Raw genomic sequence first — 24,291 nt, 5'->3', positions numbered from 1 at the left:
ACAGGATGACAAATAAGTTTACCTTATTCTGAAAGAATATTCCGGATAATCATTTCCGCATGAATTCTGGAGTTTTCAATAAACCAAAGGTGCGTATCTTTTCCCCGCAGACCACTCCCGCCAGGTAAAGGTTTTTAATATTGGTCTCCATGGTTTCCGGATGGTAATGTGGATTCAGACAATCGCCATGCAATTCGATTCCGGAATTTTTCAGGAAGTCAAAATCGGGAAGGTATCCGGTCATCGCAAGAACGAAATCGTTCTCAATTTCATGCACTTCACCTTTTTCATCTGTAAATATCACCGAATTTTCCTTAATTTCAACGATCCCCGAATTAAAATAGGCTTTAATGCTCCCTTCGGCAATCCGGTTATCAATATCCGGCTTTACCCAATATTTGACACTCTTTGAAATCTCAGAATGACGTACGATCATCGTTACTTCAGCTCCTTTCCTGTACGTTTCCAAAGCGGCATCCACCGCAGAATTGCTGGAACCTACCACCACGATCTTCTGTTTCGCGTAAGGGTAGGGCTCTGTATAATAATGCTTCACTTTTTCAAGATGCTCTCCCGGGATGTTCATCAGGTTGGGAATGTCATAGAATCCTGTAGAAATAATCACATTTCTGGCGACATAGTATCCCTTAGAAGTTTTGATTTCAAAAACATCATTCTTTTTAGAAACTGCCGATACTTTCTCATACAAATTGATATTCAGGTTTCTTTGTCTTGTAATTCCCTGGTAATATTCCAGAGCTTCCTGTCTTCCGGGTTTCGGAGCCGTGGAGATAAAAGGAATATCACCGATTTCCAGCTTTTCAGCAGTTGAGAAAAACCTCATGTATAAAGGATAGTTATATAGAGAATTGACAATGGTTCCCTTTTCAATGATCCGATAGGTAAGATTGTTTTTCTGAGCTTCCAGGGCACAATTAAGACCGATGGGTCCTCCTCCGATGATGAGAATATCTAGAATTTCCATAACGCTAAGATATTGAAAAACTTTTTTACTTTTCATCGAATTCGTGAATATCCAGGAGTGGAATTAATATGTGATGACCTTATGAAAAACGCTATGGTAAAATAGCCTTTAATAATTTCTGCCTGCGACAGACGAATGATTTTTTTGTTTTAAAATATTTAATAATATGTAAATCAGTAGTTTGTAATATTTCTACACCTGTGTTTAAGATCAGTTAAGTTAAAATTTTATAAAAATTTATCACTTCTATTGGAATTATTTTATATTTTTACAGGAAAGATTTTATCTTTAAGATGTCAGCTTTTGCAGACATTAAAAAAAACACACTTGTAAAAAATTCGATGATGAAAAATTATTTTATGGCTATTCTGGCCGGAAGTTTTCTTTTAATGGCTTCCCTTCAGTCCTGTTCCCGTGACGGTGTAGAAACTGAAATTTCGGATGCTCATCAAGATCCTGTGGATTTTATCAGGAACGAATATATCAGAGGAAAGGATATGTTGGCAGGAAAGAAGATCGAATGGGATAAAATAAAAGAATACCGTCATGAAGGAGATCTTATCCTGATCACGGTTCCCATCAAAAATGAAAATTCAAACGTTATTGAAAAACTGTCTTTCAGAATAGACAATAACAGGGTATCCGGGCATTTATGGAAATTTCAGTCCGACGGATTCTTTACTTCTGAAGATTATGTCCTGCCGGCTCATGAGCTGATGGAAAAGATGACCGGTACGGTTTCCTATACCTCTCTGGAAGGCTCTGTACGGTATACAAAGAAAGTAGTAAGAGGTGAGTTTATTGATGAAGTGGCTAAAAATGGGACGGGTCCCATCACTTCTGCTGCCTGTAAACCTTGTCACGGAGAAATTAAAACGATAGTCATTACACCTCCCAGACCTAGGCCTAATCCTGATCCTGGCATACCAACCAATCCTATTCCCGGGATTATTATTATACCTAATCCGCAGATCACCGATCCTTGCTCAAAAATAAAGCATCAGAAAAGTATCTCTGAATACAATCAGAAGATTAATGATTTAAAAGGGAAAACAGGGCAGCAAAAAGAGACCGGATATACTCAGAAAGCGGATGGCACCTATGCTTATCATAATAACGCTTCTACCAATCCCGGCTCCAACTCTCTTTCTCTTCCTGCTTATCCTAACAATAAGAATATTTTAGGGTATATGCACACCCATGTCGATGACTTTACCGATGCTAATGGAGACCTTAGACAGGGAATCAAAATGTTCTCACCCGCCGATGTAGGATATTTTATGGATATGCTCCACAATGCCCAGGCAGCGGGCCGGCCTTTGGGAGAGGTATATGCGGTAATGGTGACCAGTATGGGAGTCTACCAGATAAGATTTACAGGAAGTGCCGGTCAGATAAAAACTTTTACCAAACTGCAAATTGAGAATTTTAATGAGTCCTATAAAGATGATATGGGTGATTTTAAAAATTTAGAGTCTAAATTTTTAAAATTTGTAAAAAATACAATGGGATTAGAAGGGGTAAATTTGTATAAGACCCCACCTATCGGAAAAGCGAAAGAATTAAAAATTAACAGTGACAATACAATTTCGGAATCTGAATGTCCTTAAACAATTAAAAATATAACAATGAAAAATCTTTTTTTAATTTTAACATTACTATACTATGCTCATTCTACAGCACAGCAGACTGTTTCTTTAGAGACCATAGCCTCGTGTCGCAGTAATCCTGAGACCTGCCCTGATGCTCAGTATGTAAAAGACGTGAATAACCTCTTAAATAAATATGTGGGAATCTGGAAAGGGAACTTAGACGGGAATAATTATGAATTTAATTTTATTAAAAAAGAAAATGTTGAACGTGGATTTGACTCTATTAAATGGGATAGATTAATTGGAAGAGTTAAAATAACGAGTCAGAATGGAAGCATTCTCTTTAACAATTTTAATAAACCCGATAATAAAGCGAACTTAGGTGATAACTTTCAAAATGATTTAAAAACATATTTGGTAATTTTCTCAGGAAATAAATCAGGTTGTATTGATAGCGGATATCTTTATTTAAGGATCAGCCCTCAGACGCCCAACCAAATGACGATTACCTTTCATCCGGACTTTGATATTGTAACACAGGACTGCAGTCATTTCAAAACAACCATTCCTACGGGTGAAAAAATCTACCTGACAAGACAGTAAAGGTTCTGGTATTTATGAGGTTTTAGCTGGAATTATTAGACAGGATCTTGATTATTCTATGAAGATTTGATCTTGTCAGTATCGGGATAAAATGCAAACAATGAAAAAACTATTTTTAATTTTAACACTGCTGTACGGTGTCCATTCTACAGCACAGCAGACTGTTTCTTTAGAAACAATGGCTTCATGTCGCAGTAATCCTGAGACCTGTCCTGATGCTCAGTATGTAAAGGACGTGAATAACCTATTAAATAAATATGTAGGAACCTGGAAAGGAAACTTAGACGGCAATAATTATGAGTTTAACTTTATTAAAAAAGAAAATGTTGAACGTGGAAGTGATTCTCAATGGGATATGTTGATTGGAAGGGTTAAGATAACTTATCAAAATGGAAGTACTCTCTTTAACAATTTCGATAAACCCGATGATAAAGTAAGCTTTGGTGATATTTTTCAAAAAGATTTGAAAGTTTATTTAGTAAGATTTTCTGGAAATAAGTCAGGTTGTATTGATAGCGGATATCTTTATTTAAGGATCAGCCCTCAGACGCCCAACCAAATGACGATTACCTTTCATCCGGACTTTGATATTGTAACACAGGACTGCAGTCATTTCAAAACAACCATTCCTACAGGCAAAAAAATCTACCTGACAAGACAGTAAAGGTTCTGGTATTTATGAGGTTTTAGCTGGAATTATTAGACAGGATCTTGATTATTCTATGAAGATTTGATCTTGTCAGTATTGGGATAAAATGCAAACAATGAAAAAACTATTTTTAATTATTTTGTCAGCTTTAGCAATATTCCTGAGTGCTCAAACGGTCTCTTTAGAAACAATGTCTCAGTACAGTCCGGGAAACTATCCGGCTGCAGAATACGTAAAAGATATTAATGGGCTGCTTAACAGGTATGTAGGAACCTGGAAGGGAACATATGAGGGAAAAGTATACGAATTTAACCTTATTAAAAAAGAAAATGTAATAAGCGAATTTTCAACGACAAAGTGGGATAGGTTGATAGCCCGGATTAAAATAATTAATTCTAATGGAACAGTGGAATTTAATAATTTTAATAAACCTGATGACCAGGTTAATCGCGGCTATAATTTTCAGAAAGATTTAAAATTTTATTTAATCACTTTTTCTGGAGGAAAGCTTGATTGTATTGATTATGGCTTCATATATGCGGGGATTAAGTCTGCAACGCCCAACCAAATGACCATTCATTTCCTTCCGGATCATGATATTGTAACACAGGACTGCAGTCATTTCAAAACAACCATTCCCACAGGTAAGATGATTTATCTGACCAGATTATAAAATATTACTTTCGCGTTTGTCTGGTTGTTTAGACCAATGATTTACCTGCCGAGGTCAAAAACACCGCTTCATCCAATCAACGCAGTCGGGTCCTCTGCTCCTTTAAATGCATTGCTTCATTAAATAAACTTTGCTTCAGAAAACTAAAAAAGTCAATTTTCAAAGTTGTATATCTTTACAGTCGTGATACGCCAGGTAAGACAGATCGCTGATCAATTGATGAAATTAAATAAACAGAGTATTTTAATTATTTTGAAAGTCAGATAATCTGTGCAAAGAAATATCTACTCTAAAATTCCCACCAATTGTCCCGTCAGATTTCTTCTTGAAAACTGCTCTATATTCTGACTGTTTTCAGAAAGATTTCCGTTTTTCCACCGTTCAAATTCTTCGAGAATAAAATCTTTGATCACTTCATAATCATTGTAGCAGAAATGTTTTCCTGCATTGGTCTCCTTCAATATTCTGGACACATCCGCATCGTTGGGGCCAAATGAGATGATCTGTTTTCCTGTCGCGAGATATTCGAATATTTTTCCGGGAATAATGCCTTTAGAAGATTCATTGGGAAAGTTGGTGATCAGTAACAACGAAGAACTCTTCATTTCCTCAACCGCTTTATCATGAGCAAGATATCCTAAATTCAGGATATGAGTTTTCAGATCCGAATTTTCGATGGAATTTAAAATTTTATCATCTATTCTTCCTACAAATTTCAAAGTGAAATTTTCAGCAAAAGAAGCGTGCGTTTTAACCAATTCATCCAGTGCTTTCCAGAGGTTTTCAGGATTTCTGAGCTGTTCCAGAACTCCGATATAACTCAAAACAAACTTATCCCGGTAAGCCAGAGAGACGTCTTGTGAATGAGCATCTGTTTCGTCAAAACCATTGGTGATACAAATGGCATTAGCCCCGTTTCTTCTGAAGTTTTCAGCATCGGTGTAGCTTGTGGCTAACGTAATATCTGCATTTTTAAAAACGTCATTTTCCAGCTGACGGTGCTTTTTATCAGAACTTTTAGTCAGTTTCAGATGTTTATAATAAGAAATTTCCGTCCAGGGATCCCTAAAATCGGCAATCCACCGGATATGAGGCATCTTTTTTTTCAAATGTAAACCGATCAGGTGTAGAGAGTGGGGAGGCCCCGAGGTCACGATGACTTCTATTTCATGATCTTTCAGGTATTTTTCCAGGAACTTCACAGATGGTTTTACCCAGAAAACCCGGGCATCCGGAATAAAGAAATTCCCTCTCACCCAAATCGAGAGTTTCGATTTCCAGCTTTGGTTTTTCCCGACATCAAACTGCCCGGCCTTAAATTTTTTATTGCTTTTATTGAGTTTTTCAGCCAGCTGATACGGCTCCCATATTTTTGTTTTAACAATGTCGATATTCTCTGGAATATCTTTCATCAGACTTTCATCTAACAATGGATAACTTGGATTCTCCGGAGTATAAACCACCGGTTTCCACCCGAATTCAGGAAGATATTTTGCAAACTTGAGCCATCTCTGAACACCAGGACCTCCCGCAGGAGGCCAGTAATAGGTGATGATCAGTATTTTTTTCTGTTTCATATATTAAATTCCGCAGGAATCAGACTTAATATTTTAAACTTTTCCTTCCACCAGGATTTTCTTCTTCTTGTTTTTATTCATCCAGAAAATTCCAAAAGCACTTAACGCAATAAATAATCCGAAGCAAAGCATGGAAATCCATTTCCCGGTTTCAATGACCTGGGGTTCAAAAATCATTCTGACCGTATGTTTTCCGGCAGGAACATGTACTGCACGAAGTAAATAATCAGCTTTAATGTAAGGAACCTCTTTTTCATCAATAAACATTTTCCATCCGTGAGGATAATAAATTTCGGAAAATATGGCTAACTGAGGGGTTTTGGACTCTGCCTTAAATTCCAGTTCATTCGGACGGTATTTCGTTAAACTGATTACTGCCGCAGGATCTGCCTGAACTGGTTTCCCGTCGAAATAATTTTTATCTGAAGAGGCAATTACCGCTGTCTTTTTACTGTCGATGATGCCTATTGACTTAATTTCTTCATTAGGCGTGTTTACAAATTTTAAATCACTGACAAACCAGGCATTTCCGTTCGCCTTAGGATTCGGAACAGCCTGCGGCTGTTCAGGTGCACCAACGACCCAATATTTCGCATTCAGTAAATTCAGTACATTCGGTACTTTTACAGAATCCATGACCTGGAAATATTCATTGATGACGTCATCATACCTTCTTAATTTCACAGCATGATAACCACCGATGGAAGATTTGAAGTAAGAGGTATTGGTCTCACTGAATGTTCCTAAAATATTGTTGAAAACCCGGTAATGCGTCTTATCCTTTTCAGCAATGGTTTCTAAAGTTTTGTTAACATGAACACTAGATAAAATAGAACTTAGGCTCGGATTTGCTTCTACTTTTTCCGCAAGAAGATCGGAACCTTCAGTCTGGAAAGGGTTTTCGGCAAATACTTTATCCACATAGTTTTCATCGTTTAAATACCGTTTGTTTACGGTCCAAAGGTCAAATAAACTTACGGCTCCGATAATGATCAAAGCGATATTCTGACTCAGTTTCTGCTTTAAGACCATCAATAGAGCAGCTGCTGTAATGGCAACATAAATAAAAGCTTTTATGGCATCGATTCTGAATAGTTTGAATCGTTCTTCCGTTAAATAATCCAGTAAAAATGGTGGTAAATAGGTTCTTTCATTAGAAGTTGAAAAGCCCAGCACAGATTTTCCTGCTACCAGAAGAATTAATAACAGCCCTAAAGTGGCTCCGCTTACATACAGAAGGATTTTCTGTTTGTATTCCCCGGTTAATTTTTCATCAGTAAAGAATCTGTACAGCCCGAGAATAGCAATTAGCGGGAATAACAATTCCACTACCACCAAAATAGATGATGGAGCCCTGAATTTATTGTAAAACGGCACAAAATCGATAAAGAAGTCCGATAATACCATAAAGTTGCTTCCCCAGGCCAGTAAGATGGTTAAAATGGAAGCTCCTAAAATCCAGTATCGGTATTTTTTTGAAGCAAAAAAGAATCCTAAGACCGCAAGGAAACAAACGATCGCTCCTTGATAAGCCGGTCCGGAAGTACCGGGCTGGTCACCCCAGTAGGTTACCGATCCGAAGCCTTTGGACACGCGGTCCATTTCGGATTGCGAACTTACGTTTTCCTGAACCAGCTCCTGAATTTTATTCATCATTTCCTTTCCTTCAGGCTCCTGGCTTCCGCCACCCATTAATCTGGGAATGAAAAGATTCAGGGTCTCCAGCTGTCCGTAGCTCCACATCAGGATGCTTTCCTTATCCATTCCGGATTTTCCTGATGTATGGCTGTCATTCGTTAAAATCTGTTTTCCACGAACGGTTTCCTTAATATATTCCGAGTTCGCCATGATTCTCTGTGAATTCATTCCGACACCTATGATCCCTGCGGCAGCGATAATTCCTGAAGAGATCAGGAAATGTTTCATCGGCGTTTTCTTCCGGATTGCCCTGATTAATTCAGATATAAATAAAAAGCCTAATGCCAGAAACAGATAGTAGGTCATCTGAGGGTGGTTTGCAGCAATCTGAAGTCCCATAAACAAAGTGGTCACAATGAACCCCCAGATATACTGCTTTCTGATATAGACGAGCAATATACCGGCTAAAAGCGGTGCAAAATACTCAATGGTATTCACTTTACCGTTGTGGCCCGCTGCAATAATGATATAAAAATAGGTGGAGAGCCCGAAAAAAGTGGCGCCCAGGAGCGCATATTTCCAGTTTCTTACCACAACCATTCCCAAAAGGAAGAACCCGGCAAACAGTAAAAAGAGATAATTGACAGGTCGTGGAAGAATATTGAGATAACTGTCGATTTTCTTGATAATATCGCCTTTAAACTGGCTTCCCATCTGATAGGTAGGCATTCCCCCAAACATGGAATCACTCCAGTAGGTTTCTTTTCCGGTATCTGCTCTGTAATCCAGAAGCTCTTTTGCGCCTCCTCGATACTGTACAATATCATGCTGGAAAAGCTGTTTCCCTGTAAAAACAGGAGTAGAGTATAAAAATGCTAAAACAATAAATACAGCTAATGAAATTGCAATATAAATTAAGTTTTTATTTTTTGCCATACGGGGTGATTATCTTTTATTATCCGGGAATTTTTTACCTTTTGCCTTTAGTTTCTTTTACCTCTTCATAATCTACAGTTTCTGCGTCCCATTTGATATTCTGATGGGTATTCTTGGGAGAGTTTAGATCTTGTGGATTGTTATTCTGTTTGTTATTATTGTTGAATCTATAACTGTAAAACGTCTTGAAGAAAATCCTTTTCAAGATATTCCAGACAAAGAAAATAATAATCGCGGTGAGTACTAACTCAAGAATGTACTTCATAACTTTAATTTTAAAAACTTCTACATTATTTTGCGGAAGGATTTACCATCACAGAAGACTTTGATACGCTTTTCATAGACTGAGACTGTTTTCCGTCTGAAATAGTTTCAATCTGAGTGGTCACGACATTGATGTTCTGATTGGTGATCCATCCTGTATTCTGGTCAAATTTCATGGTCCCGTTCTGTACCAGTTCACTGCTTAAACTGTGCGTGATAGGCCCTTGATTCTGTTTCTCCGTTTTTTTCGGAATTCCTCCGGTTACGGAAATTTCAGCAATACCGTTTCCGACACTTGTTAAAGTATAATTTGAGGTTACCTTTATTTTACCGTTCGGATCCGCATTTTCACTGTTCGTCCATTTATCGCCTATTTTAGCGCCCTTTTTAGGAATAATCGTGAGGTTTTTGGTAAACTGATCTTTAAGGACCTTTTCGTTAAATGATTCCTTAAGACTGGCAACCACACTTTCTTTCTGGTTTTTATCTTTTAAGATGGTTGATACAGCATTAGACACCTTAGTATAAACAGCATCAAAACCGGTAATTGAAATGACATTTCCTTTAGTGTCCATTTTCATGTTCAGCTTATTGCCTGTAAGAGCCTTATTGATATTCCAGATCATTTTAAGATCATCTTCCTTCGGGATAGGCAGTTTTGTATCTACAATAATGGTTTTTCCGTCAGCAGTCTGGGAATTTCTTTTTCCGATAAGGTTTAAGGTCATATCATATAGGTTTCCTTTGATATCATTTACGGTAAAAGTCATTTCGTCAGTCGACTCACTTGTTCCGTTCAGAGTTTTTCCCTGAGGATCCGTCATCGTTTTGGTGTCCCGCTGATAGGTCGTAAGAGGATAAGTTTTCCCTTTTTCAAGCTTAAAAGTCTGTGTGAAAATGCCTGCAGAATCTTTAATGGCAGGATTGGCTTCCACTTTTGCTACTGAATCGGCAGGAACTTCTACGGTGATGGTTTTTCCTGTTTTAGGATCTACTTTTGTAATTTTTGCCGTTTCTTTTTTACAAGAAACAAGAGCTATAGATGATATTAGCGCGAGCGCTGCAATGTTCTTCATTAGATTTTTTTAATTTTTACTACTGTTTAAATATATTTTCTGCGAGGTCCTGCAGTTTTCCCTGCGAAGATCCATCAGATTTATTAGAAAGGATAATCACGTCCATATTCTGTGATGGATAAATCTGTAGGGCACCTGAAAGACCGAACGTTCCTCCGGTACGCCATAAAGTTCGGCTGCTATCTTCTATAAACCAGTCTCACCTCTGCTGGTGAACGAGCCGGTCTGGTTCATTCATCTGGCGATTATCCGTAGATACCTCTTTATTCTGAGCATTGCAGGTAACCAATCCAAAGGCAAACGGTAAAAGAAGCAGGATTTTCATCAATTACAGATTTGGGACTGCAGTCATTTTCTGCCTTACCGCTTCATACAGAATTGCTCCACAGGCTACGGATACATTCAGAGACTGTGTTTTTCCTTCAATCGGAAGTTTTATTTTTTCATCGGAATGATGCAGGACTTCTTTGGAAATTCCCGTTTCTTCATTACCCATGACGATGGCACAGGGTTCTGTAAAGCTTACGTCGTAAATAAGTTTCTGCGCCTTTTCAGTCGCTGAAAATACAGAAATTCCACTTTGCTGCAGGAAATCTACCACATGAGCCAGGTTAGGTTCCTTACATATTTTTATGTTGTAAAGTGCTCCTGCGGAAGTTTTTATAGCGTCTGAATTGATGGGCGCTCCGCCTTTCTCAGGAATAATAACCGCATCTATTCCTACACATTCTGCCGTTCTGCAGATGGCTCCGAAATTCCGTACATCCGTTAATCGATCCAGGATCAGCAAAAAAGGCGTTTTTCCTTCTTCGAATAACTGAGGGACGATATCTTCAACCCTGTGAAACGGAACATCTGATATAAATGCGACAACACCCTGGTGATTTTTTCTCGTAAACCGGTTCAGTTTTTCAACCGGAACGTAGTTGGGACGGATTTTGTTTTTAGCTAAAACAGTTTTTAATTCAGCATAAATTTCTCCCTGTAGCGCATTTTGCACAAAGATTTTATCAATTGTTTTTCCTGCTTCAATAGCTTCAATTACGGGACGCAGCCCGAAAATAAAATCGTCTTTCATTAAGTTTTTTAAATTTTATGTTCAGGGTTTAAAGCTAAAATTAGTGATCCAGTTCTTATTTACTTTTCAGACAGTAAAATTCAGGAACGGATATCATTTATACTTTGTACCTTTTAAATCTGTTATTTTCAAATATTTAATAAATGAGCTAATTTTTCTACTCAATACCTCGGTCTGGTTTTTTAAGCATTCAAATTTATCCTGTGAAATGAAATTTCTATCAAAAACACGGTACAACTGTGATCGTGTTTCTCCACAAGATGCTTTCGAGATTGATAAAAACTGAATAAATTCCTTATTTCCGTTTCGCCCAATCCTTCAGCAATATTGTCCATAATGGAACCTGATGAACTATTAATCTGATTGCACAGCCTAAAATTATTTTTCAGATCCGTTGTTTCAATCACAATATAAATTTCTTTACAAAGTTCTATGGATAATTTCCAAATTTCTAAGTCTTCAAATCTGTTTACTGTGGCCATAAACTTTAAACCAAAAACCTTAAACTGATCAGTATTTTTCTCCTAAAATTGCTCTTTTCTGCGACATGATATATCCGTAATGCAAGCTCTCATGCATATTGTTGAAGATAATCGCATCCTGAATGCTTTTCAGATCCATCCCGAAACTTGTCGTATAAGGTGTGTAATCTGCAAAGAAATCGCTGTCATAATCTTTCATCAGAATCTTTGAAGTTTCAGTAAGTAAAAACTCCAGGTCTTCCACTTCTGATACGTGAACATTTAAATTGGGTAAAGTTCCCTTTTTATAGGTTTCTATCCAGTATTTATCAATTCTGAACGGATTTCCGCTGAGGTAATAATGCAGCAGCTGCTGTGTGGCAACGGTATGCGCAATATTCCAGTAGATATTGTTGTTAAAACCATCCGGGATCAGCAGAAGATCCTCATGAGAAGTGTTCTGCAGGATATCCAGAAGGTTTCTCCTTACCTGTCTGTGAGCTTGAAAATGATAATTCATTTTGCAAAAATTTTAATCACCAAAAATAGTTTAATAAACTGGAAATGACAATTTTTGAAAGGCAGATTAAAGTAAAATTTATATATTTTTATGAAAAAATGTAATAATGGTATTGAGTGTTAAGGTTTCAGGTATTCTTAACCTTCTATCAATGCCGGAATATTTAACAAAATTTAACGCAGATATGGCATTAATTGTTGATTAATGCCTGTAATGATTAGAAATTTACCAATTATTTTGAAGCTAAAAACCCTCCGATGATTTGTCAAAGGAGGCTTTATTATTTATTAGCTGTTTTATAAGTTATTTATTTTTTTAAAAGAAGTTTTTTCTACTCATTAAATCAATTATTTTTTAATGATCTTATGTTTAAAAGCGGTTCCGTCTTTCAGAACAATATTCAAAAAATAAACTCCTGTACTGTATGAAGAAAGGTTGATCCTGTTTTCTTTATATACTTCAGTCAGTTTTCGTCCATCCACGCTGAAAAGTGCCATTGATGAAACGCTCTCTTTTGATTTTATATTGACGAAATCAGCAGTTGGATTAGGATAAATGTTAATATCTATAGTTTTTACGTCCGTTACATTCAAAGAAGCATTGCTTTTCCCCTGCATATAAACAGAAAGATACACATCCCCTTGTTGTCCGTTAAAAACAGCAGTAGGAACCGAATGTTTTAAAGTGTGATTTCCGGCTGCCATAGAAGGTAAAGTAAATCCTCTGATTGGTACTGAGTTACCCGGACACCAATTGTTCCACGAGGTCCAGTCCTCAAAAGATTTAGGCGCTGCTCCATAGATTCCGTTTCCCTGAGTATTGTAAACCCTGTAAGGCTCACAGGATATTCCCCCTGGGGTATAGGTGAGTACCTGTACATCATCTAGATAGGTGTAATTCTGTCTTCTTATATATTCTTCACCTCCTGCATTGGCGCCGTGTGGCGTAGAGATAACTACAAAATTAGCATGGCTAACAGCATTGGGAAGATTGAAGGTAACCAGCCTTACCGTCTCTCCGGCAACATCTGTACTGTTATAATTATTGAGCCTGTTATAACTTAAAATAGGAGTCAGGGTGTTATAATCTGTAGGCGTGGCTCCAATATCCGTTGAAAAGAAGGTAAGGTTTCCTGAAAAAACATCAATCCTGTTGGTACATCCGGCAACCTGCGTCTGAGCAGCGTAGGGTACCCCGAACATCTCAAGCTCCATATATATATCATACATATTTCGAAGCTCAGTATTATGAAAAACGCTGTACAGGTTGCTTATGTCATAGGTGTAGGGAACTTCTGCGGGAGAGCGGTTTTTATTCATGAACGGAGTGATGTATCGGGCTGCTTCAATTCTTTTTACATGGGCATCATCCATGGTATAGGTAGGTTGATTCTTAGGAACCAAAGCAAGGAAAACATCTCCCACACGGTCATAGTTATCACATAGCGCTCCAACGGTTACCCTCATGGCAATTTTGGCTTTAAAGGAATCCATTTCTGCATCTGTTAGCTTCCTTGCATATCTTGTATTGCCCAGTCTGATGAGACCATTAGGAACCGGAGTAGTTACCGGAGCAGCATAGCCGTCGTAATACACAGCATCTGAAATCAGATTTGTCATGGTTGTAGTCTGTGATCTGAAGAGACCTGTAAGGAACAGACTTACAAAAAATAGTCTTTTATACATATCGCTGATATTTAATGTAAATATATTAAAATAGGCATTAAAAATAACAATTATTTGTTTTTATTTTAATTAAATGACTTTTTTATTATTGATTATTTAAATATTTAAATTGGATATTGAAATTTATCTAAAAATATTCATTATATTCAATGGATTTGATTAAATATTTTCTTTTATTACCATAATCAATATTTTTATTATTAAATTAGCAATGTATTTAATAAAAATATTATTAATAATGAAAAGAATTTTACTTTTGGCTTTATTCTTTCTGGTATTTGCAGTTAATGCTCAGATCAATATCAATATTGGAAGTACAAGCGTAGGAACGGCTCCGGTGAGCAGTTTTTTTTCCTACTCCTATGTTCAGCAGATCTATCGTAAACAGGAAGTAAATGCCGCTGCTGCCGGGAATATTACCGGTTTAACCTTTTATCTTGATCCCTCTGCAGTCATTAATGACTCATCCAATTGGAGCGTTTATCTCGGTCATACTTCAAAAGGGTCTTTTCTATCCGGTACCGACTGGATTCCTATTGCCCAACTGACTCAGGTATTTTCGGGTACTGTTAATAGAAACGGCAATAAAGTCGAAGTGGTTTTTACAACTCCGTTCGCGTACAATAATACAGATAATTTGGTTGTTGCTGCAAAAGAAAACTCTCCCAGCATCGATATTAATAATTTTGATGAGGTTTTCCGTGTCTATTCGCATCTGCCTAATTCGACCCTTTACTATAAAGGTGACAGAGCGGTTGTAGATCCTGCATCTCCACCAGGAGGAATAAGAGGCGGGTATAAATCGGCGATAACGATTTCCGGATTGCTTCCTTCGGCGACTCCTTCCTGTCCTTTTATTACTTTTCCTCTGAATAATGCTCAGAAGATTGCCCTGTTGCCTGAATTTAAATGGATTGCTGTTTCAGGGGCCACTTCCTATAAGCTGTCAGTAGGAACAAGTCCGGGGGCTACAGATGTTGTTAATCAGCAAACAGTCATCGGTACCAGCTACACATTAACGTCACCTCTTAACCGGGATACCAGTTATTATCTGAAAATAACGGCAATATCAGGAACTGCGGAATCATCGGGCTGCGCAGAGGTTGTGTTTAAGACAGTCCCGCCGATACCAGTCAATGATGCATGTTCCGGGGCATTGTCAGCATCAGCCTTTCCTTATACGTATACACAGAATGATGCTGTGTCTGCCACCAATAATTCCGGGAATATAGCTGTATGCTCTGTTCCTCAGAATACCGGCATGAATGACGGAACCTGGTTTAAGTTTACCGGAAACGGAAATCAATATACCGTTAAAATAACCATGCCTCCCGGTAGTGCTTTTGATCCGGAAGTTGCGGTATATAAAGGAAGCTGTACTCATCTGGAATGTGTGGATACGATGGATAACGGAGGCGGCGGGCAGACAGAAACGCTTGTTGTCAATACGACTGCAGGTACCGAATACTTTGTGAATGTGGGAGCTTACGAAGATACCACGGATGCTCCTGAAGATGTATTTACCATCACCATTACAACCCCCTGACAGAATAAATCAGTTAGATGAATTCAGACCTGATGAAAATGTTGCGATATAGTTGTCGCGACATTTTTTATGCTTAATTTGTAAGATGGAAAGCTGGGGCAGTTATTACTCTGAAATCTCTGTGGAAGCCGGAATATTTAACAAACTTTAACTCAAATATGGCACTAATTGTGTTGATTAATGCCAGTAATTATTAGAAATTTACCAATTATTTTAATTTAGACTATGTCAGATACCTATCAAGCAGAAGATATTCGCCGGTTAACGGAACAGGTAAAGGAGGCTAACTTCCACTTTTCCCGTCTTCGGGATGAAATCAATAAAGTTATTATTGGTCAGGAATATATGGTAGACCGCCTTCTGGTGGGTCTTTTGGGGAATGGTCACGTTCTTTTGGAGGGGGTACCCGGATTGGCCAAAACTTTAGCGATAAAGACACTGGCAGATGCTGTGCACGGGGAATTCTCAAGAATTCAGTTTACTCCGGATCTTCTTCCTGCAGATGTGGTGGGTACTATGATTTATAATGTAAAAGATAACGATTTTTCTATTAAAAGAGGTCCTGTTTTTGCCAATTTTGTGCTGGCAGATGAGATCAACCGTGCTCCTGCCAAAGTGCAGTCGGCGCTTCTGGAGGTAATGCAGGAAAAGCAGGTGACCATCGGCGATGAAACCATGAAGCTTCCGAAACCTTTTCTGGTGCTGGCTACCCAAAACCCGATCGATCAGGAAGGTACTTATCTGCTACCGGAAGCACAGAGCGACCGTTTTATGCTGAAATGCACCATCGATTACCCGAAATTCGAAGATGAAAGGACGGTAATGAGAATGGTTTCCACTTCTCATCAGCCGGAGGTCAAGCCGGTGATCTCGCTGGAACATATTGTGGCGGCAAAAGAGCTGATCAACCAGATCTATCTGGACGAAAAAATCGAAAAATATATTCTCGATATGGTCTTTGCTACCCGTTTTCCTCAGGATTACGGACTGGCCGAACTTAAAAACTACATCAGTTTTGGAGCTTCTCCAAGAGCATCCATCAACCTGGCAATTGCTTCCCGGGCATATGCATTCTTGAAAGGCAGAGCTTTTGTAATTCCCGAAGATGTAAAAGCACTGGCCAAAGACGTGTTGAGACACAGGATTGGTTTAACGTTCGAAGCAGAAGCGGAAGAAATTTCATCAGAAGAAATTGTAAACAGAATTTTAGCAAAAATACAGGCACCTTAATTCTAATGAAGGAAATTGTAATAAGGAGGGCCGTTCCGCAGGATTGCGCTGCAATGCTGGATTTAATTAAAGAACTGGCTGAATATGAAAAGGCACTGCATGAGGTGACTTTAACTTTAGAGCAGTTTACCGAAGACGGATTCGGCAAACATCCCGTTTGGGGAGCTTTTGTTGCAGAACTGCACGGGAAGATTGTCGGAATTTCTTTATATTATGACCGGTATTCGACCTGGAAGGGCCGAAGATTATATCTTGAAGATTTAGTGGTTACCGAAACAATGAGAGGAAAGCAGATCGGAAAGAAACTGTTTGATGCTACCCTGGAACACGGAAAATCAAATCAATACAGCGGAATGGTTTTTCAGGTTCTGAACTGGAATGAAGCTGCCATTAATTTTTATAAAAAATACAGCCCGAAATTTGATGATGAATGGTTGAATGTATCCATTGAGTTTAACTGACCCGAAAACGGACAAACTTATGAAGGTCATAAAATAACTTAACTCTAATACACTGAAACGACCTATGCAGATAAAAGATATTGTAAAAAAAGTAAAGCAGATTGAGATCCGTACCAGAAAGAAAACGGAAGCATCTCTGATGGGACAATATCACAGTGCTTTTAAAGGGCAGGGAATGACTTTCTCGGAAGTGCGTCCCTATCAGTTCGGCGATGAGATCCGCAGGATCGACTGGAACAAGACAGCCCGTTTCCGGGAGCCATTCGTAAAAGTGATGGAAGAGGAAAGGGAACTGACAATGATGATCCTAGTGGATATCTCGGCCTCCATGGATTATGGCACCAAAACGCAGCTTAAAAGAGAATATGTGGCAGAAATCGCCGCAAGCTTAGGTTTTTCTGCGGCAGGCAATAATGATAAGGTAGGATTGATTCTGTTTGCGGATAAAGTATATAAAGTAATTCCGCCCCAAAAGGGGAGAAAGCATATTCTCTCGATTATCAGTACGATCTTAACCGCCGATTATGTTCCTGCAGAATCAAAAATGGATAAAGCCATGGAATACATGATGGGAATTTTCAAAAGAAAATCACTGGTCTTTTTATTTTCGGATTTTGAAGATGAGTACGATTCCAAGATCCTGAGGGTAACATCTAAAAAACACCAGTTGCTCGGGATGAGAATTTATGACGAAAAAGATAATGAAATTCCTGATGTTGGATATGCTTTACTGTATGATTCAGAAACGGGAGAACAGGTGTGGGCCAATACTTCCAGTGCAAGGTGGAGATATACTTTTGCAGAGGCTCAGAAACAGAAATTAAAAGCATTAGAAGAAGATTTTGCCCATAGCTCGGCCAGCTTTTTGAATGTAAGCACAGGAGAAGATTACTCAAAATTGCTGTATCACTACTTTCAGAAAAAATAACAAAAGAGAACGGAAGGCTTTGCCAAATTTATTTACCATTGAAAAAAATACTACTTATACCATGTTTTTTAATCTGTGTCAACGTATTTTCACAGATCCTGTCTTCAAAGGTGGAGAAGAAAACCCTCGCATTAGGTGAGGTGAATCATTTTGTCATAAAGATTGATAACCTGAATAATCAGCAGGTTACATCAGCTCCCAAAAATGAGCTGCTTCCTTTTCATTTTGAGGAAACAAAAGACAGCATTGGACAAAACCAGAATTTATACGAGAGAAAAATTGAATTTGCCGTTTACGATGAAGGGAAATTCACCATTCCCGAACTGGAATTCAAAGTAGGTGATAAAGTTTTGAAAACGGTTCCTTATGAAATAGATGTGATCAATACTGCACAGAAAACGGATCAGATCACGGATATTATGAATAATAAGGAAGTAAAGCTTGAAGTGAAAGACTACTGGGAGCTTTATAAATTCTATATTTTAGCGGGATTAGGAATTATAGCTCTGATCATTGCAGTGATCATGTTTATAAAGTGGGGCAGGCGACCTAAAGATTCGCCGGTGGTCACAACTAACCAAACCTTAAAGGAGCTGGATGCGCTCAAAAAGAAAAAATATGTGGAAACCGGCGATTACCGCTCGTTTTATGTAGAACTGATTGATATTTCAAGAAACTTTATTACACGGCAATACCGTGTGCCGGCTGATGTCCTGCTGACGGATGATTTAATTGATCTCATTAAAAAGAACAACACGATTTCCCAGGAGAATGAAAGAGTGGTGGAAGATGTATTTTTAAGGGGAGACATGGTGAAATTTGCGAAAACGTTCCCGGACAAAGAAGCAATGGAGAAAGATTTTGCAGATATCAGAGATTTTGTGAAGAGATCATCAAAAGACATAGAATTCGAAAATTTGAGAAAGGATGTTTAATTTTGAGTTTTACAGCCCATGGTTTCTGCTGCTTTTCGTCTTGTTTATTCCTTTATTCATTAAAGATGTAAGCGTAAAGAAAAGAAAAGGAACGAGAGTTCCAACGGTTAGAAATATGGAAAGCAGCGGAGGAATTCAGGCAGTGCTTTTTTTTCTTAAAATATCAAAGTATGTGATCCTTTCTGCATTGATTATCGCTATGGCACGGCCCAGAACTTTTACCATATCCCAGGATCGCGACGATACAAAGGGAATTGATATCATGCTTTCCGTAGACGTTTCTTTAAGTATGCTGGCAAAAGATTTAACGCCCGACCGTCTGACGGCATTGAAAGATATTGCTGTAAAATTTGTCGAAAAAAGACCAAACGACCGCCTTGGATTGGTAACCTACTCGGGAGAAGCATTTACAAAAGTACCTGTAACCTCCGATCACCAGGTGGTTATCGATGAACTTAAAAACCTGAACCCTTTGGAGCTTCAGCCGGGAACAGCAATAGGAGAGGGACTTTCCGTAGCGGTGAATCATCTTAAAAACAGCAAGGCAAAAAGTAAGATTATAATCCTGATGACCGATGGGGTCAATACGATAGAAAATGCGATGCCGCCTGCTATTGCTGCAGAACTTGCAAAAAACAATAATATCAAGGTATATTCCATAGGTATCGGAACCAACGGATATGCGCTGATGCCCACTCAAACAGATATTTTCGGTGATCTTGTGTTTACGGAAACAGAAGTGAAAATAGATGAACCTGTATTAAAGGAAGTGGCGGAGATGACAGGAGGCAGGTATTTCAGAGCTACCTCCAACAGCGGTCTGGAGGAAGTCTATGATGAAATTAACCAACTGGAAAAATCAGACATCAAAGTATCAAAACTATATAATTACGATGAGTATTTCAAAATTTTTCTTTGGGTTGCTTTAGGAATGCTGGTTTTTGACGCTTTGCTAAGATGGGTCTTTTATAAAATTTTAAGCTGATGGAGTGGTATTTAGGAAATTACTGGTATTTATTGTTACTGTTGCTTTTGCCGCTGTTAGCTGTTTTTCTGATCCGTTATCTGAAATGGAAAAACAGAAAAAGGGAGATTTTTGCAGACAGCCGTTTTCACGAGGTCTTATTTGAAAAAAGATCGGGATTCACAAAATTTTTTCCCGCTTTGTATTTACTGGGAACTCTTTTTCTAATCTTTTCAATCATTGATTTGTTGAACGGTTCGGAGGAGGTCAAAACCAATCAGAAATTAAATAATGTCATCTTCATGCTGGATGTGTCCAATTCTATGAATGCAGAGGACATCAGTCCAAGTCGTCTTACAGAGGCTAAAAATCTTATGATTCAGACGATGCAGAAGATGAAAAGCGATAAAGTGGGCATTGTGATTTTTGCGGGACAGGCAGCTTCCATCATGCCGCTGACCACAGATTATAATTCTGCGGAAACGTATATTAATGCTATTGAGACCAACTCTATGCAGATTCAGGGTACAGATTTCCTGAATGCGATGGAAACGGCTGTTCAGAAATTTAAAAATGTCAATAAAGGCGCCCGTAAAGTTGTTCTTCTGAGTGATGGAGAGGATAATGAGGGAAATGACAAGGCCGCGATAAGTCTGGCAAAAAAAGAGGGAATTACAGTGACTTCCGTAGGAATAGGCTCCAATGAGGGCGCACCGGTTCCAGAGTATGTTTTCGGACAGCTGATGGGATACAAAGCTGACGTAAACGGGGAGACGGTAATTTCAAAGAGGCAGACCGCTGCATTAACAAATATAGGAGAATCTACAGGTGGATCTTACATTGACGGAAATAATATCGATGACGCTCCGGATATGATTATCAGTGCATTAAACCGTAAATCTTCTTCGTCCGAAACATTGGTGAAATCCCAGATTGCCAATCATTATTATCAGTATTTTTTAGCTGTTTCTATATTCTTATTCTTTTTAATCTATATTTTCAATCCGAAAAGAGATTTTAATGTGTAGCCCGGAGCTCATTAGACAGAATGTCGCTGACTTTAACCCAAATTTAACAATTAAGGCACTGTTTATTAACATATAAAGGAATAATTTTGCAGGTAATGAATACTAAAATCACAGTTTTGTCGTTTATAATTGCTTTTGCATTCTCAAATACTTTATTTGGGCAGGAAAGATATAGAACGCTGGTTTATGAAGGTAATCAGAAATTCAACGGTAAAGACTATGATGGGGCCTCTTCAAAGTACATGGAAGCCATAAAATCCAATGATAAAGATTTTACTGCCCATTACAATCTGGGGAATGCCCTGTATAAAAATAAAAAATACGAAGAAGCCAAGGCAGAATTTGAAAAAGCACAGCAACTTTCCCAGACCCTTCCTGATAAAGCAGCCTCTCTTCACAATTTAGGAAATACGTATATGCAGATGAATCAGCCGGAAAAAGCGGCAGATTATTATAAACAGTCCTTGAAGCAGGATCCTTACAACGAATCGACAAGAAAGAATTATGAAATTGCGAAGTTGAAGGAAAAAGAAAACCAACAAAATAAAAACGACCAGCAGAATAACTCAGATAAAGGAGGCGGTGGTAAAGACCAACAGCAGCATGATGATCAGAAAGGAAATGATCAAAAGCAGGACCAGGGGCAGGGTCAGCAGAATAAAGGCAAGAGCCAGCAAGGAGATAACCCTGATCCCAACCAGAATAATGAAGGAAAATTACCCAAAGATCTTGAAAACGCAATATTAAATAAAGTAAGCGAAAAAGAAAAAGAAACCGCCAAAAGAATTTTGAATAAAAATTCTTATTCGATGCCCGAAAGCAACGAGAAAGATTGGTGATGCAGTACAGATTTACCCACATATTGTTTCTTCTTATATCCGTAATTTCTTATGGACAGGTAAATCTAAGCTTAAAAACGGATAAAACGGATTATAACGGTAAGGAAGCTGTTAACCTTACGATCATCCTGGAGATGAACGGAGGAGATCTTGTACAGCAGACCGGCTTTCAACTGCCCGATCTCTCGAAATTTAACATGATCGGAAGCGGATCTGTAACCAATACGCTGGTAGATCCCGAAACCAATACCGTCATTATCCAGAAAGTTTCCAGAATTGCTCTCGAACCCAAGCAGAAAGGAAAGGTGAAAATAGGGTCCGTTCTGGTAACAGTCAGCAATAAAATCTACAAAACAGAACCTTTTAATATTTTTATAAGGGATGTTGACAAGAAGTCTGTTGCCGGGAAAACTTCCAATGACGTCTATCTTAACCTGGAGATCGAAGACCGTGAAGTGTATCAGGATCAGCCTACCATTGCTGTTCTGAAGGTATATTCAAAGAATATGGACAACTTCAGGAAAGTGAAAAATATAAGCCTTCCGAAAAATGAAAATATCAACGTACACCCTGTAAGTTTTGCAAAATCTGAAATAGATCCTGCGGATTACGGGAATATGGCATCACAGGTACTTGCCGTTTTTATGGTATTTCCTAATGAGGCCGGCGTAATAGAAGTTCCTTCAGTTTCTGCATCCATAAATTCATATTCCCATAAAAATAAAATTTTATCCAACAAGGTAAAAATTAATGTAAAAAAATTACCTGAAGGTTCCCCTGTATATTTCAGGAATGCGGTGGGTAATTTTAAAGTAAGGGTGTATAATGAATCCCGGGAGAGAATAGAGGCTAAGAAACCGGTTAATGTCGTCGTAAAAGTTTCCGGGGAAGGAAATTTGGCAGATATGGAACTGCCCAAGATAACAGCTTCACCGGACTATGAGGTTTTTGCCCCGAAAATTACATCAAAAACAGCTCCCGGTACTACAGGTATTAAAGGGGAAATTCAGGCGCATTATGTGATTATTCCTAATAAGACAGGGCCGCTTTTCATTAAAACTGAGCCTTTTGCATTCTTTGATCCTGCTGAAAAAGAATATGTAGACGTAGGCCAGCAGACTTTGGCATTAAACTCATTGTCGCATGAGCAGGTAATGGCATCACGTACTACTGTTGAAAAGGTGAATGAGTATACCAATACTTTTTTGGAAACCGTTAATACTCCTGTTTTAAAGACAACTACTTTTAAAGTCAAGGAGAAAAGCAAATTTCATTGGAATGTACTTTTAATTAATATAGCGATTTTAATAGCGCTGTTTATTTCCTATCTCATGTTTAAGACTTGGCAAAAAAAACGCAACTTGGTTAGCGAAATAATACCGGCAAAATCATTGGGTTCTGTTGCGGAAACTGAAAATGAGATCAGGGAGACGATGAAAACGGATATTAATGATCATTTCAGTTACCTGGAAAATCTTAAAGATAATGAAGAGTTTCAGAAGTTTTTTGATACCGTGGAAGATTTGGATCAGGAAGTACGGTCCCGTTATTTAATAGGCTCAAAACAAGAATTCAAGGCATTCCTTGAACAGGATCAAGGAAGTGTTATAGCAGAAAGGTATGGTATTCTTTCTCAAAGAATACAATTGGAGAAATTTGCTCCGGTAAAATCTAAAGAAGGAATAGATGAACTTTTAAAAGCAATTGTTAATTTGTATTCTCAAATTGAGAAATAATCAATTTATTTTCATATTTTTGCGAAATTTTTAATTACAAATAGATGGAAGTTTTTAATGATTTTTCTATAAAAGAGATCGTCACCTGTTTTATGGTACTTTTTGCCGTAATTGATATTATCGGCTCAGTTCCCATTATTGTAAGTCTGCAACAGAGATTCGGACAAATTGAAGCCGGACGGGCTTCTATAACGGCAGGCCTTATCATGATTGTTTTTCTGTTTGTCGGAAATAAAATTCTTAAATTGATCGGGGTAGATGTTAATTCATTTGCCATTGCCGGCGCTTTTGTGATTTTTATCATAGCCCTGGAAATGATTTTAGGAATCGAAATCAACAAAACCAGTGAAGTGAAGGCCGCCTCCATTGTGCCTATTGCGTTTCCGCTGGTGGCCGGAGCAGGAACGCTGACCACTACTTTATCCTTGAGGGCTGAATTTCATGACATTAATATTATTTTAGGAATCGTCCTCAATACAATTTTCGTATATTTGGTGCTGAAATCTGCGAAATGGCTGGAGAAGAAAATGGGAGAAGCCACATTGTCTATTCTGCAAAAAGTTTTCGGCATCATCCTTTTGGCAATTTCAATAAAATTATTTACCGCAAACTTTGCGCAATTAGTGCAGAATTATATTAATTTTTAAGAATCATGCAGAAGTTTTATAAAGTATTATTAGTCGTATTAATTATTATTGTTGCCATCAATATATATGCAATAGATTGGCAGTCAGATGTTTTGTCAGAAGATAACCAGAAGTTTGTATTCTCCATTGCCGCAGGTGTTCTGGGGATCATCTTACTTTTTGTGATGAATACCTGGAGCAAAATTGGCGTAAAAAAATAAATAATAAACCATTAGCAATATAAAAACCTCTTTCATCAGT

General features: G+C 38.1%; 23 protein-coding genes and 2 pseudogenes. 15 read left to right on the top strand and 10 right to left on the bottom strand.

What is annotated here, in order from left to right:
* Positions 1-23: 23 nt before the first annotated feature.
* Positions 24-985: pseudogene (locus tag ODZ84_RS08080) on the bottom strand (YpdA family putative bacillithiol disulfide reductase).
* 341 nt (positions 986-1,326) lie between these two features.
* Between ODZ84_RS08080 and ODZ84_RS08075 the strand changes: the two are divergent.
* The 4 genes from ODZ84_RS08075 (at position 1,327) to ODZ84_RS08060 (ending at position 4,502) form a co-directional block, all read left to right on the top strand.
* Positions 1,327-2,595, top strand: coding sequence for a hypothetical protein (locus tag ODZ84_RS08075; RefSeq protein ID WP_266176471.1), 1,269 nt, complete (start codon positions 1,327-1,329; stop codon positions 2,593-2,595).
* Between the two features lie 18 nt (positions 2,596-2,613).
* Positions 2,614-3,180 carry a DUF6705 family protein gene (locus tag ODZ84_RS08070; RefSeq protein WP_266176470.1) on the top strand — a complete coding sequence of 189 codons (567 nt, stop codon included), beginning with the start codon at positions 2,614-2,616 and terminating at the stop codon, positions 3,178-3,180.
* A 100-nt stretch (positions 3,181-3,280) separates the two neighbouring features.
* A complete protein-coding gene (locus tag ODZ84_RS08065) occupies positions 3,281-3,844 on the top strand; it encodes a DUF6705 family protein (RefSeq protein WP_266176469.1) in 564 nt (187 codons plus the stop codon).
* Positions 3,845-3,944: 100 nt separating this feature from the next.
* On the top strand, positions 3,945-4,502 hold the full coding sequence (locus tag ODZ84_RS08060; RefSeq protein ID WP_266176468.1) for a DUF6705 family protein: 558 nt from the start codon (positions 3,945-3,947) through the stop codon (positions 4,500-4,502).
* Positions 4,503-4,786: 284 nt separating this feature from the next.
* Here ODZ84_RS08060 and ODZ84_RS08055 read toward each other — a convergent pair whose 3' ends face one another.
* The 9 genes and pseudogenes from ODZ84_RS08055 to ODZ84_RS08015 all read right to left on the bottom strand — a co-directional run bounded on the left by ODZ84_RS08055 (position 4,787) and on the right by ODZ84_RS08015 (position 13,737).
* On the bottom strand, positions 4,787-6,079 hold the full coding sequence (locus ODZ84_RS08055) for a glycosyltransferase family protein (protein ID WP_266176467.1): 1,293 nt from the start codon (positions 6,077-6,079) through the stop codon (positions 4,787-4,789).
* 33 nt (positions 6,080-6,112) lie between these two features.
* On the bottom strand, positions 6,113-8,653 hold the full coding sequence (locus ODZ84_RS08050; protein WP_266176466.1) for a YfhO family protein: 2,541 nt from the start codon (positions 8,651-8,653) through the stop codon (positions 6,113-6,115).
* A gap of 34 nt (positions 8,654-8,687) precedes the next feature.
* On the bottom strand, positions 8,688-8,918 hold the full coding sequence (locus ODZ84_RS08045) for a hypothetical protein (protein WP_266176465.1): 231 nt from the start codon (positions 8,916-8,918) through the stop codon (positions 8,688-8,690).
* Between the two features lie 25 nt (positions 8,919-8,943).
* Positions 8,944-9,993, bottom strand: coding sequence for a DUF6263 family protein (locus ODZ84_RS08040; protein ID WP_266176464.1), 1,050 nt, complete (start codon positions 9,991-9,993; stop codon positions 8,944-8,946).
* 199 nt (positions 9,994-10,192) lie between these two features.
* Positions 10,193-10,318, bottom strand: coding sequence for a hypothetical protein (locus tag ODZ84_RS08035; RefSeq protein ID WP_266176463.1), 126 nt, complete (start codon positions 10,316-10,318; stop codon positions 10,193-10,195).
* 3 nt (positions 10,319-10,321) lie between these two features.
* Complete coding sequence (rlmB, locus tag ODZ84_RS08030) at positions 10,322-11,071, bottom strand: 23S rRNA (guanosine(2251)-2'-O)-methyltransferase RlmB (protein ID WP_266176462.1); 750 nt, start codon at positions 11,069-11,071, stop codon at positions 10,322-10,324.
* A 93-nt stretch (positions 11,072-11,164) separates the two neighbouring features.
* Positions 11,165-11,553, bottom strand: a pseudogene (locus tag ODZ84_RS23410) (four helix bundle protein).
* Positions 11,554-11,581: 28 nt separating this feature from the next.
* Positions 11,582-12,052, bottom strand: a complete 471-nt coding sequence (locus ODZ84_RS08020) for a DinB family protein (RefSeq protein ID WP_266176461.1) — start codon at positions 12,050-12,052, stop codon at positions 11,582-11,584.
* Between the two features lie 347 nt (positions 12,053-12,399).
* Positions 12,400-13,737 carry a peptide-N-glycosidase F-related protein gene (locus tag ODZ84_RS08015; RefSeq protein ID WP_266176460.1) on the bottom strand — a complete coding sequence of 446 codons (1,338 nt, stop codon included), beginning with the start codon at positions 13,735-13,737 and terminating at the stop codon, positions 12,400-12,402.
* Positions 13,738-13,975: 238 nt separating this feature from the next.
* On the opposite strand from ODZ84_RS08015, the gene ODZ84_RS08010 reads away from it, so the two are divergent.
* From ODZ84_RS08010 to ODZ84_RS07960, 11 genes are all read left to right on the top strand, one after another.
* Complete coding sequence (locus tag ODZ84_RS08010; RefSeq protein WP_266176459.1) at positions 13,976-15,283, top strand: hypothetical protein; 1,308 nt, start codon at positions 13,976-13,978, stop codon at positions 15,281-15,283.
* 225 nt (positions 15,284-15,508) lie between these two features.
* The gene (locus ODZ84_RS08005; protein ID WP_266176458.1) at positions 15,509-16,513 is read left to right on the top strand and encodes an AAA family ATPase; all 1,005 of its coding nucleotides are present in this window, start codon (positions 15,509-15,511) and stop codon (positions 16,511-16,513) included.
* Positions 16,514-16,518: 5 nt separating this feature from the next.
* On the top strand, positions 16,519-16,974 hold the full coding sequence (locus tag ODZ84_RS08000; protein ID WP_266176457.1) for a GNAT family N-acetyltransferase: 456 nt from the start codon (positions 16,519-16,521) through the stop codon (positions 16,972-16,974).
* Between the two features lie 64 nt (positions 16,975-17,038).
* A complete protein-coding gene (locus ODZ84_RS07995) occupies positions 17,039-17,902 on the top strand; it encodes a DUF58 domain-containing protein (RefSeq protein ID WP_266176456.1) in 864 nt (287 codons plus the stop codon).
* 38 nt (positions 17,903-17,940) lie between these two features.
* Positions 17,941-18,837, top strand: a complete 897-nt coding sequence (locus tag ODZ84_RS07990) for a BatD family protein (RefSeq protein WP_266176455.1) — start codon at positions 17,941-17,943, stop codon at positions 18,835-18,837.
* A complete protein-coding gene (locus ODZ84_RS07985) occupies positions 18,830-19,822 on the top strand; it encodes a vWA domain-containing protein (RefSeq protein WP_266176454.1) in 993 nt (330 codons plus the stop codon). Before ODZ84_RS07990 ends, ODZ84_RS07985 begins: the two co-directional genes overlap by 8 nt.
* The gene (locus ODZ84_RS07980) at positions 19,822-20,829 is read left to right on the top strand and encodes a vWA domain-containing protein (protein WP_266176453.1); all 1,008 of its coding nucleotides are present in this window, start codon (positions 19,822-19,824) and stop codon (positions 20,827-20,829) included. The genes ODZ84_RS07985 and ODZ84_RS07980 overlap by 1 nt, the downstream gene beginning before the upstream one ends.
* A 116-nt stretch (positions 20,830-20,945) precedes the next feature.
* Entirely contained in the window at positions 20,946-21,668 is a 723-nt protein-coding gene (locus ODZ84_RS07975; protein ID WP_266176452.1) for a tetratricopeptide repeat protein, read from the top strand.
* A complete protein-coding gene (locus ODZ84_RS07970; protein ID WP_266176451.1) occupies positions 21,668-23,404 on the top strand; it encodes a BatD family protein in 1,737 nt (578 codons plus the stop codon). The genes ODZ84_RS07975 and ODZ84_RS07970 overlap by 1 nt, the downstream gene beginning before the upstream one ends.
* A gap of 44 nt (positions 23,405-23,448) precedes the next feature.
* Complete coding sequence (locus ODZ84_RS07965; protein WP_266176450.1) at positions 23,449-24,051, top strand: MarC family protein; 603 nt, start codon at positions 23,449-23,451, stop codon at positions 24,049-24,051.
* A 5-nt stretch (positions 24,052-24,056) separates the two neighbouring features.
* Positions 24,057-24,251: a hypothetical protein gene (locus ODZ84_RS07960; protein ID WP_266176449.1), complete on the top strand. Its 195-nt coding sequence runs from the start codon at positions 24,057-24,059 to the stop codon at positions 24,249-24,251.
* Positions 24,252-24,291: the final 40 nt, after the last annotated feature.

Source organism: Chryseobacterium fluminis (assembly GCF_026314945.1).
In the GTDB taxonomy this organism is placed as follows: domain Bacteria; phylum Bacteroidota; class Bacteroidia; order Flavobacteriales; family Weeksellaceae; genus Chryseobacterium; species Chryseobacterium fluminis.
The sequence above is the reverse complement of the archived record's forward strand: the minus strand, read 5'-3'. Positions and strand labels throughout refer to the sequence as shown.

Coding starts and splice junctions, on each gene's coding strand:
- ODZ84_RS08065 (WP_266176469.1), top strand. CDS start 3,281: ATGAAAAAACTATTTTTAATTTTAACACTGCTGTACGGTGTCCATTCT.
- ODZ84_RS07995 (WP_266176456.1), top strand. CDS start 17,039: ATGCAGATAAAAGATATTGTAAAAAAAGTAAAGCAGATTGAGATCCGT.
- ODZ84_RS08070 (WP_266176470.1), top strand. CDS start 2,614: ATGAAAAATCTTTTTTTAATTTTAACATTACTATACTATGCTCATTCT.
- ODZ84_RS08075 (WP_266176471.1), top strand. CDS start 1,327: ATGATGAAAAATTATTTTATGGCTATTCTGGCCGGAAGTTTTCTTTTA.
- ODZ84_RS07980 (WP_266176453.1), top strand. CDS start 19,822: ATGGAGTGGTATTTAGGAAATTACTGGTATTTATTGTTACTGTTGCTT.
- ODZ84_RS08005 (WP_266176458.1), top strand. CDS start 15,509: ATGTCAGATACCTATCAAGCAGAAGATATTCGCCGGTTAACGGAACAG.
- ODZ84_RS07965 (WP_266176450.1), top strand. CDS start 23,449: ATGGAAGTTTTTAATGATTTTTCTATAAAAGAGATCGTCACCTGTTTT.
- rlmB (WP_266176462.1), bottom strand. CDS start 11,071: ATGAAAGACGATTTTATTTTCGGGCTGCGTCCCGTAATTGAAGCTATT.
- ODZ84_RS08045 (WP_266176465.1), bottom strand. CDS start 8,918: ATGAAGTACATTCTTGAGTTAGTACTCACCGCGATTATTATTTTCTTT.
- ODZ84_RS08050 (WP_266176466.1), bottom strand. CDS start 8,653: ATGGCAAAAAATAAAAACTTAATTTATATTGCAATTTCATTAGCTGTA.
- ODZ84_RS08060 (WP_266176468.1), top strand. CDS start 3,945: ATGAAAAAACTATTTTTAATTATTTTGTCAGCTTTAGCAATATTCCTG.
- ODZ84_RS08015 (WP_266176460.1), bottom strand. CDS start 13,737: ATGTATAAAAGACTATTTTTTGTAAGTCTGTTCCTTACAGGTCTCTTC.
- ODZ84_RS07970 (WP_266176451.1), top strand. CDS start 21,668: ATGCAGTACAGATTTACCCACATATTGTTTCTTCTTATATCCGTAATT.
- ODZ84_RS08040 (WP_266176464.1), bottom strand. CDS start 9,993: ATGAAGAACATTGCAGCGCTCGCGCTAATATCATCTATAGCTCTTGTT.
- ODZ84_RS08010 (WP_266176459.1), top strand. CDS start 13,976: ATGAAAAGAATTTTACTTTTGGCTTTATTCTTTCTGGTATTTGCAGTT.
- ODZ84_RS08055 (WP_266176467.1), bottom strand. CDS start 6,079: ATGAAACAGAAAAAAATACTGATCATCACCTATTACTGGCCTCCTGCG.
- ODZ84_RS07985 (WP_266176454.1), top strand. CDS start 18,830: ATGTTTAATTTTGAGTTTTACAGCCCATGGTTTCTGCTGCTTTTCGTC.
- ODZ84_RS07960 (WP_266176449.1), top strand. CDS start 24,057: ATGCAGAAGTTTTATAAAGTATTATTAGTCGTATTAATTATTATTGTT.
- ODZ84_RS08035 (WP_266176463.1), bottom strand. CDS start 10,318: ATGAAAATCCTGCTTCTTTTACCGTTTGCCTTTGGATTGGTTACCTGC.
- ODZ84_RS08000 (WP_266176457.1), top strand. CDS start 16,519: ATGAAGGAAATTGTAATAAGGAGGGCCGTTCCGCAGGATTGCGCTGCA.
- ODZ84_RS08020 (WP_266176461.1), bottom strand. CDS start 12,052: ATGAATTATCATTTTCAAGCTCACAGACAGGTAAGGAGAAACCTTCTG.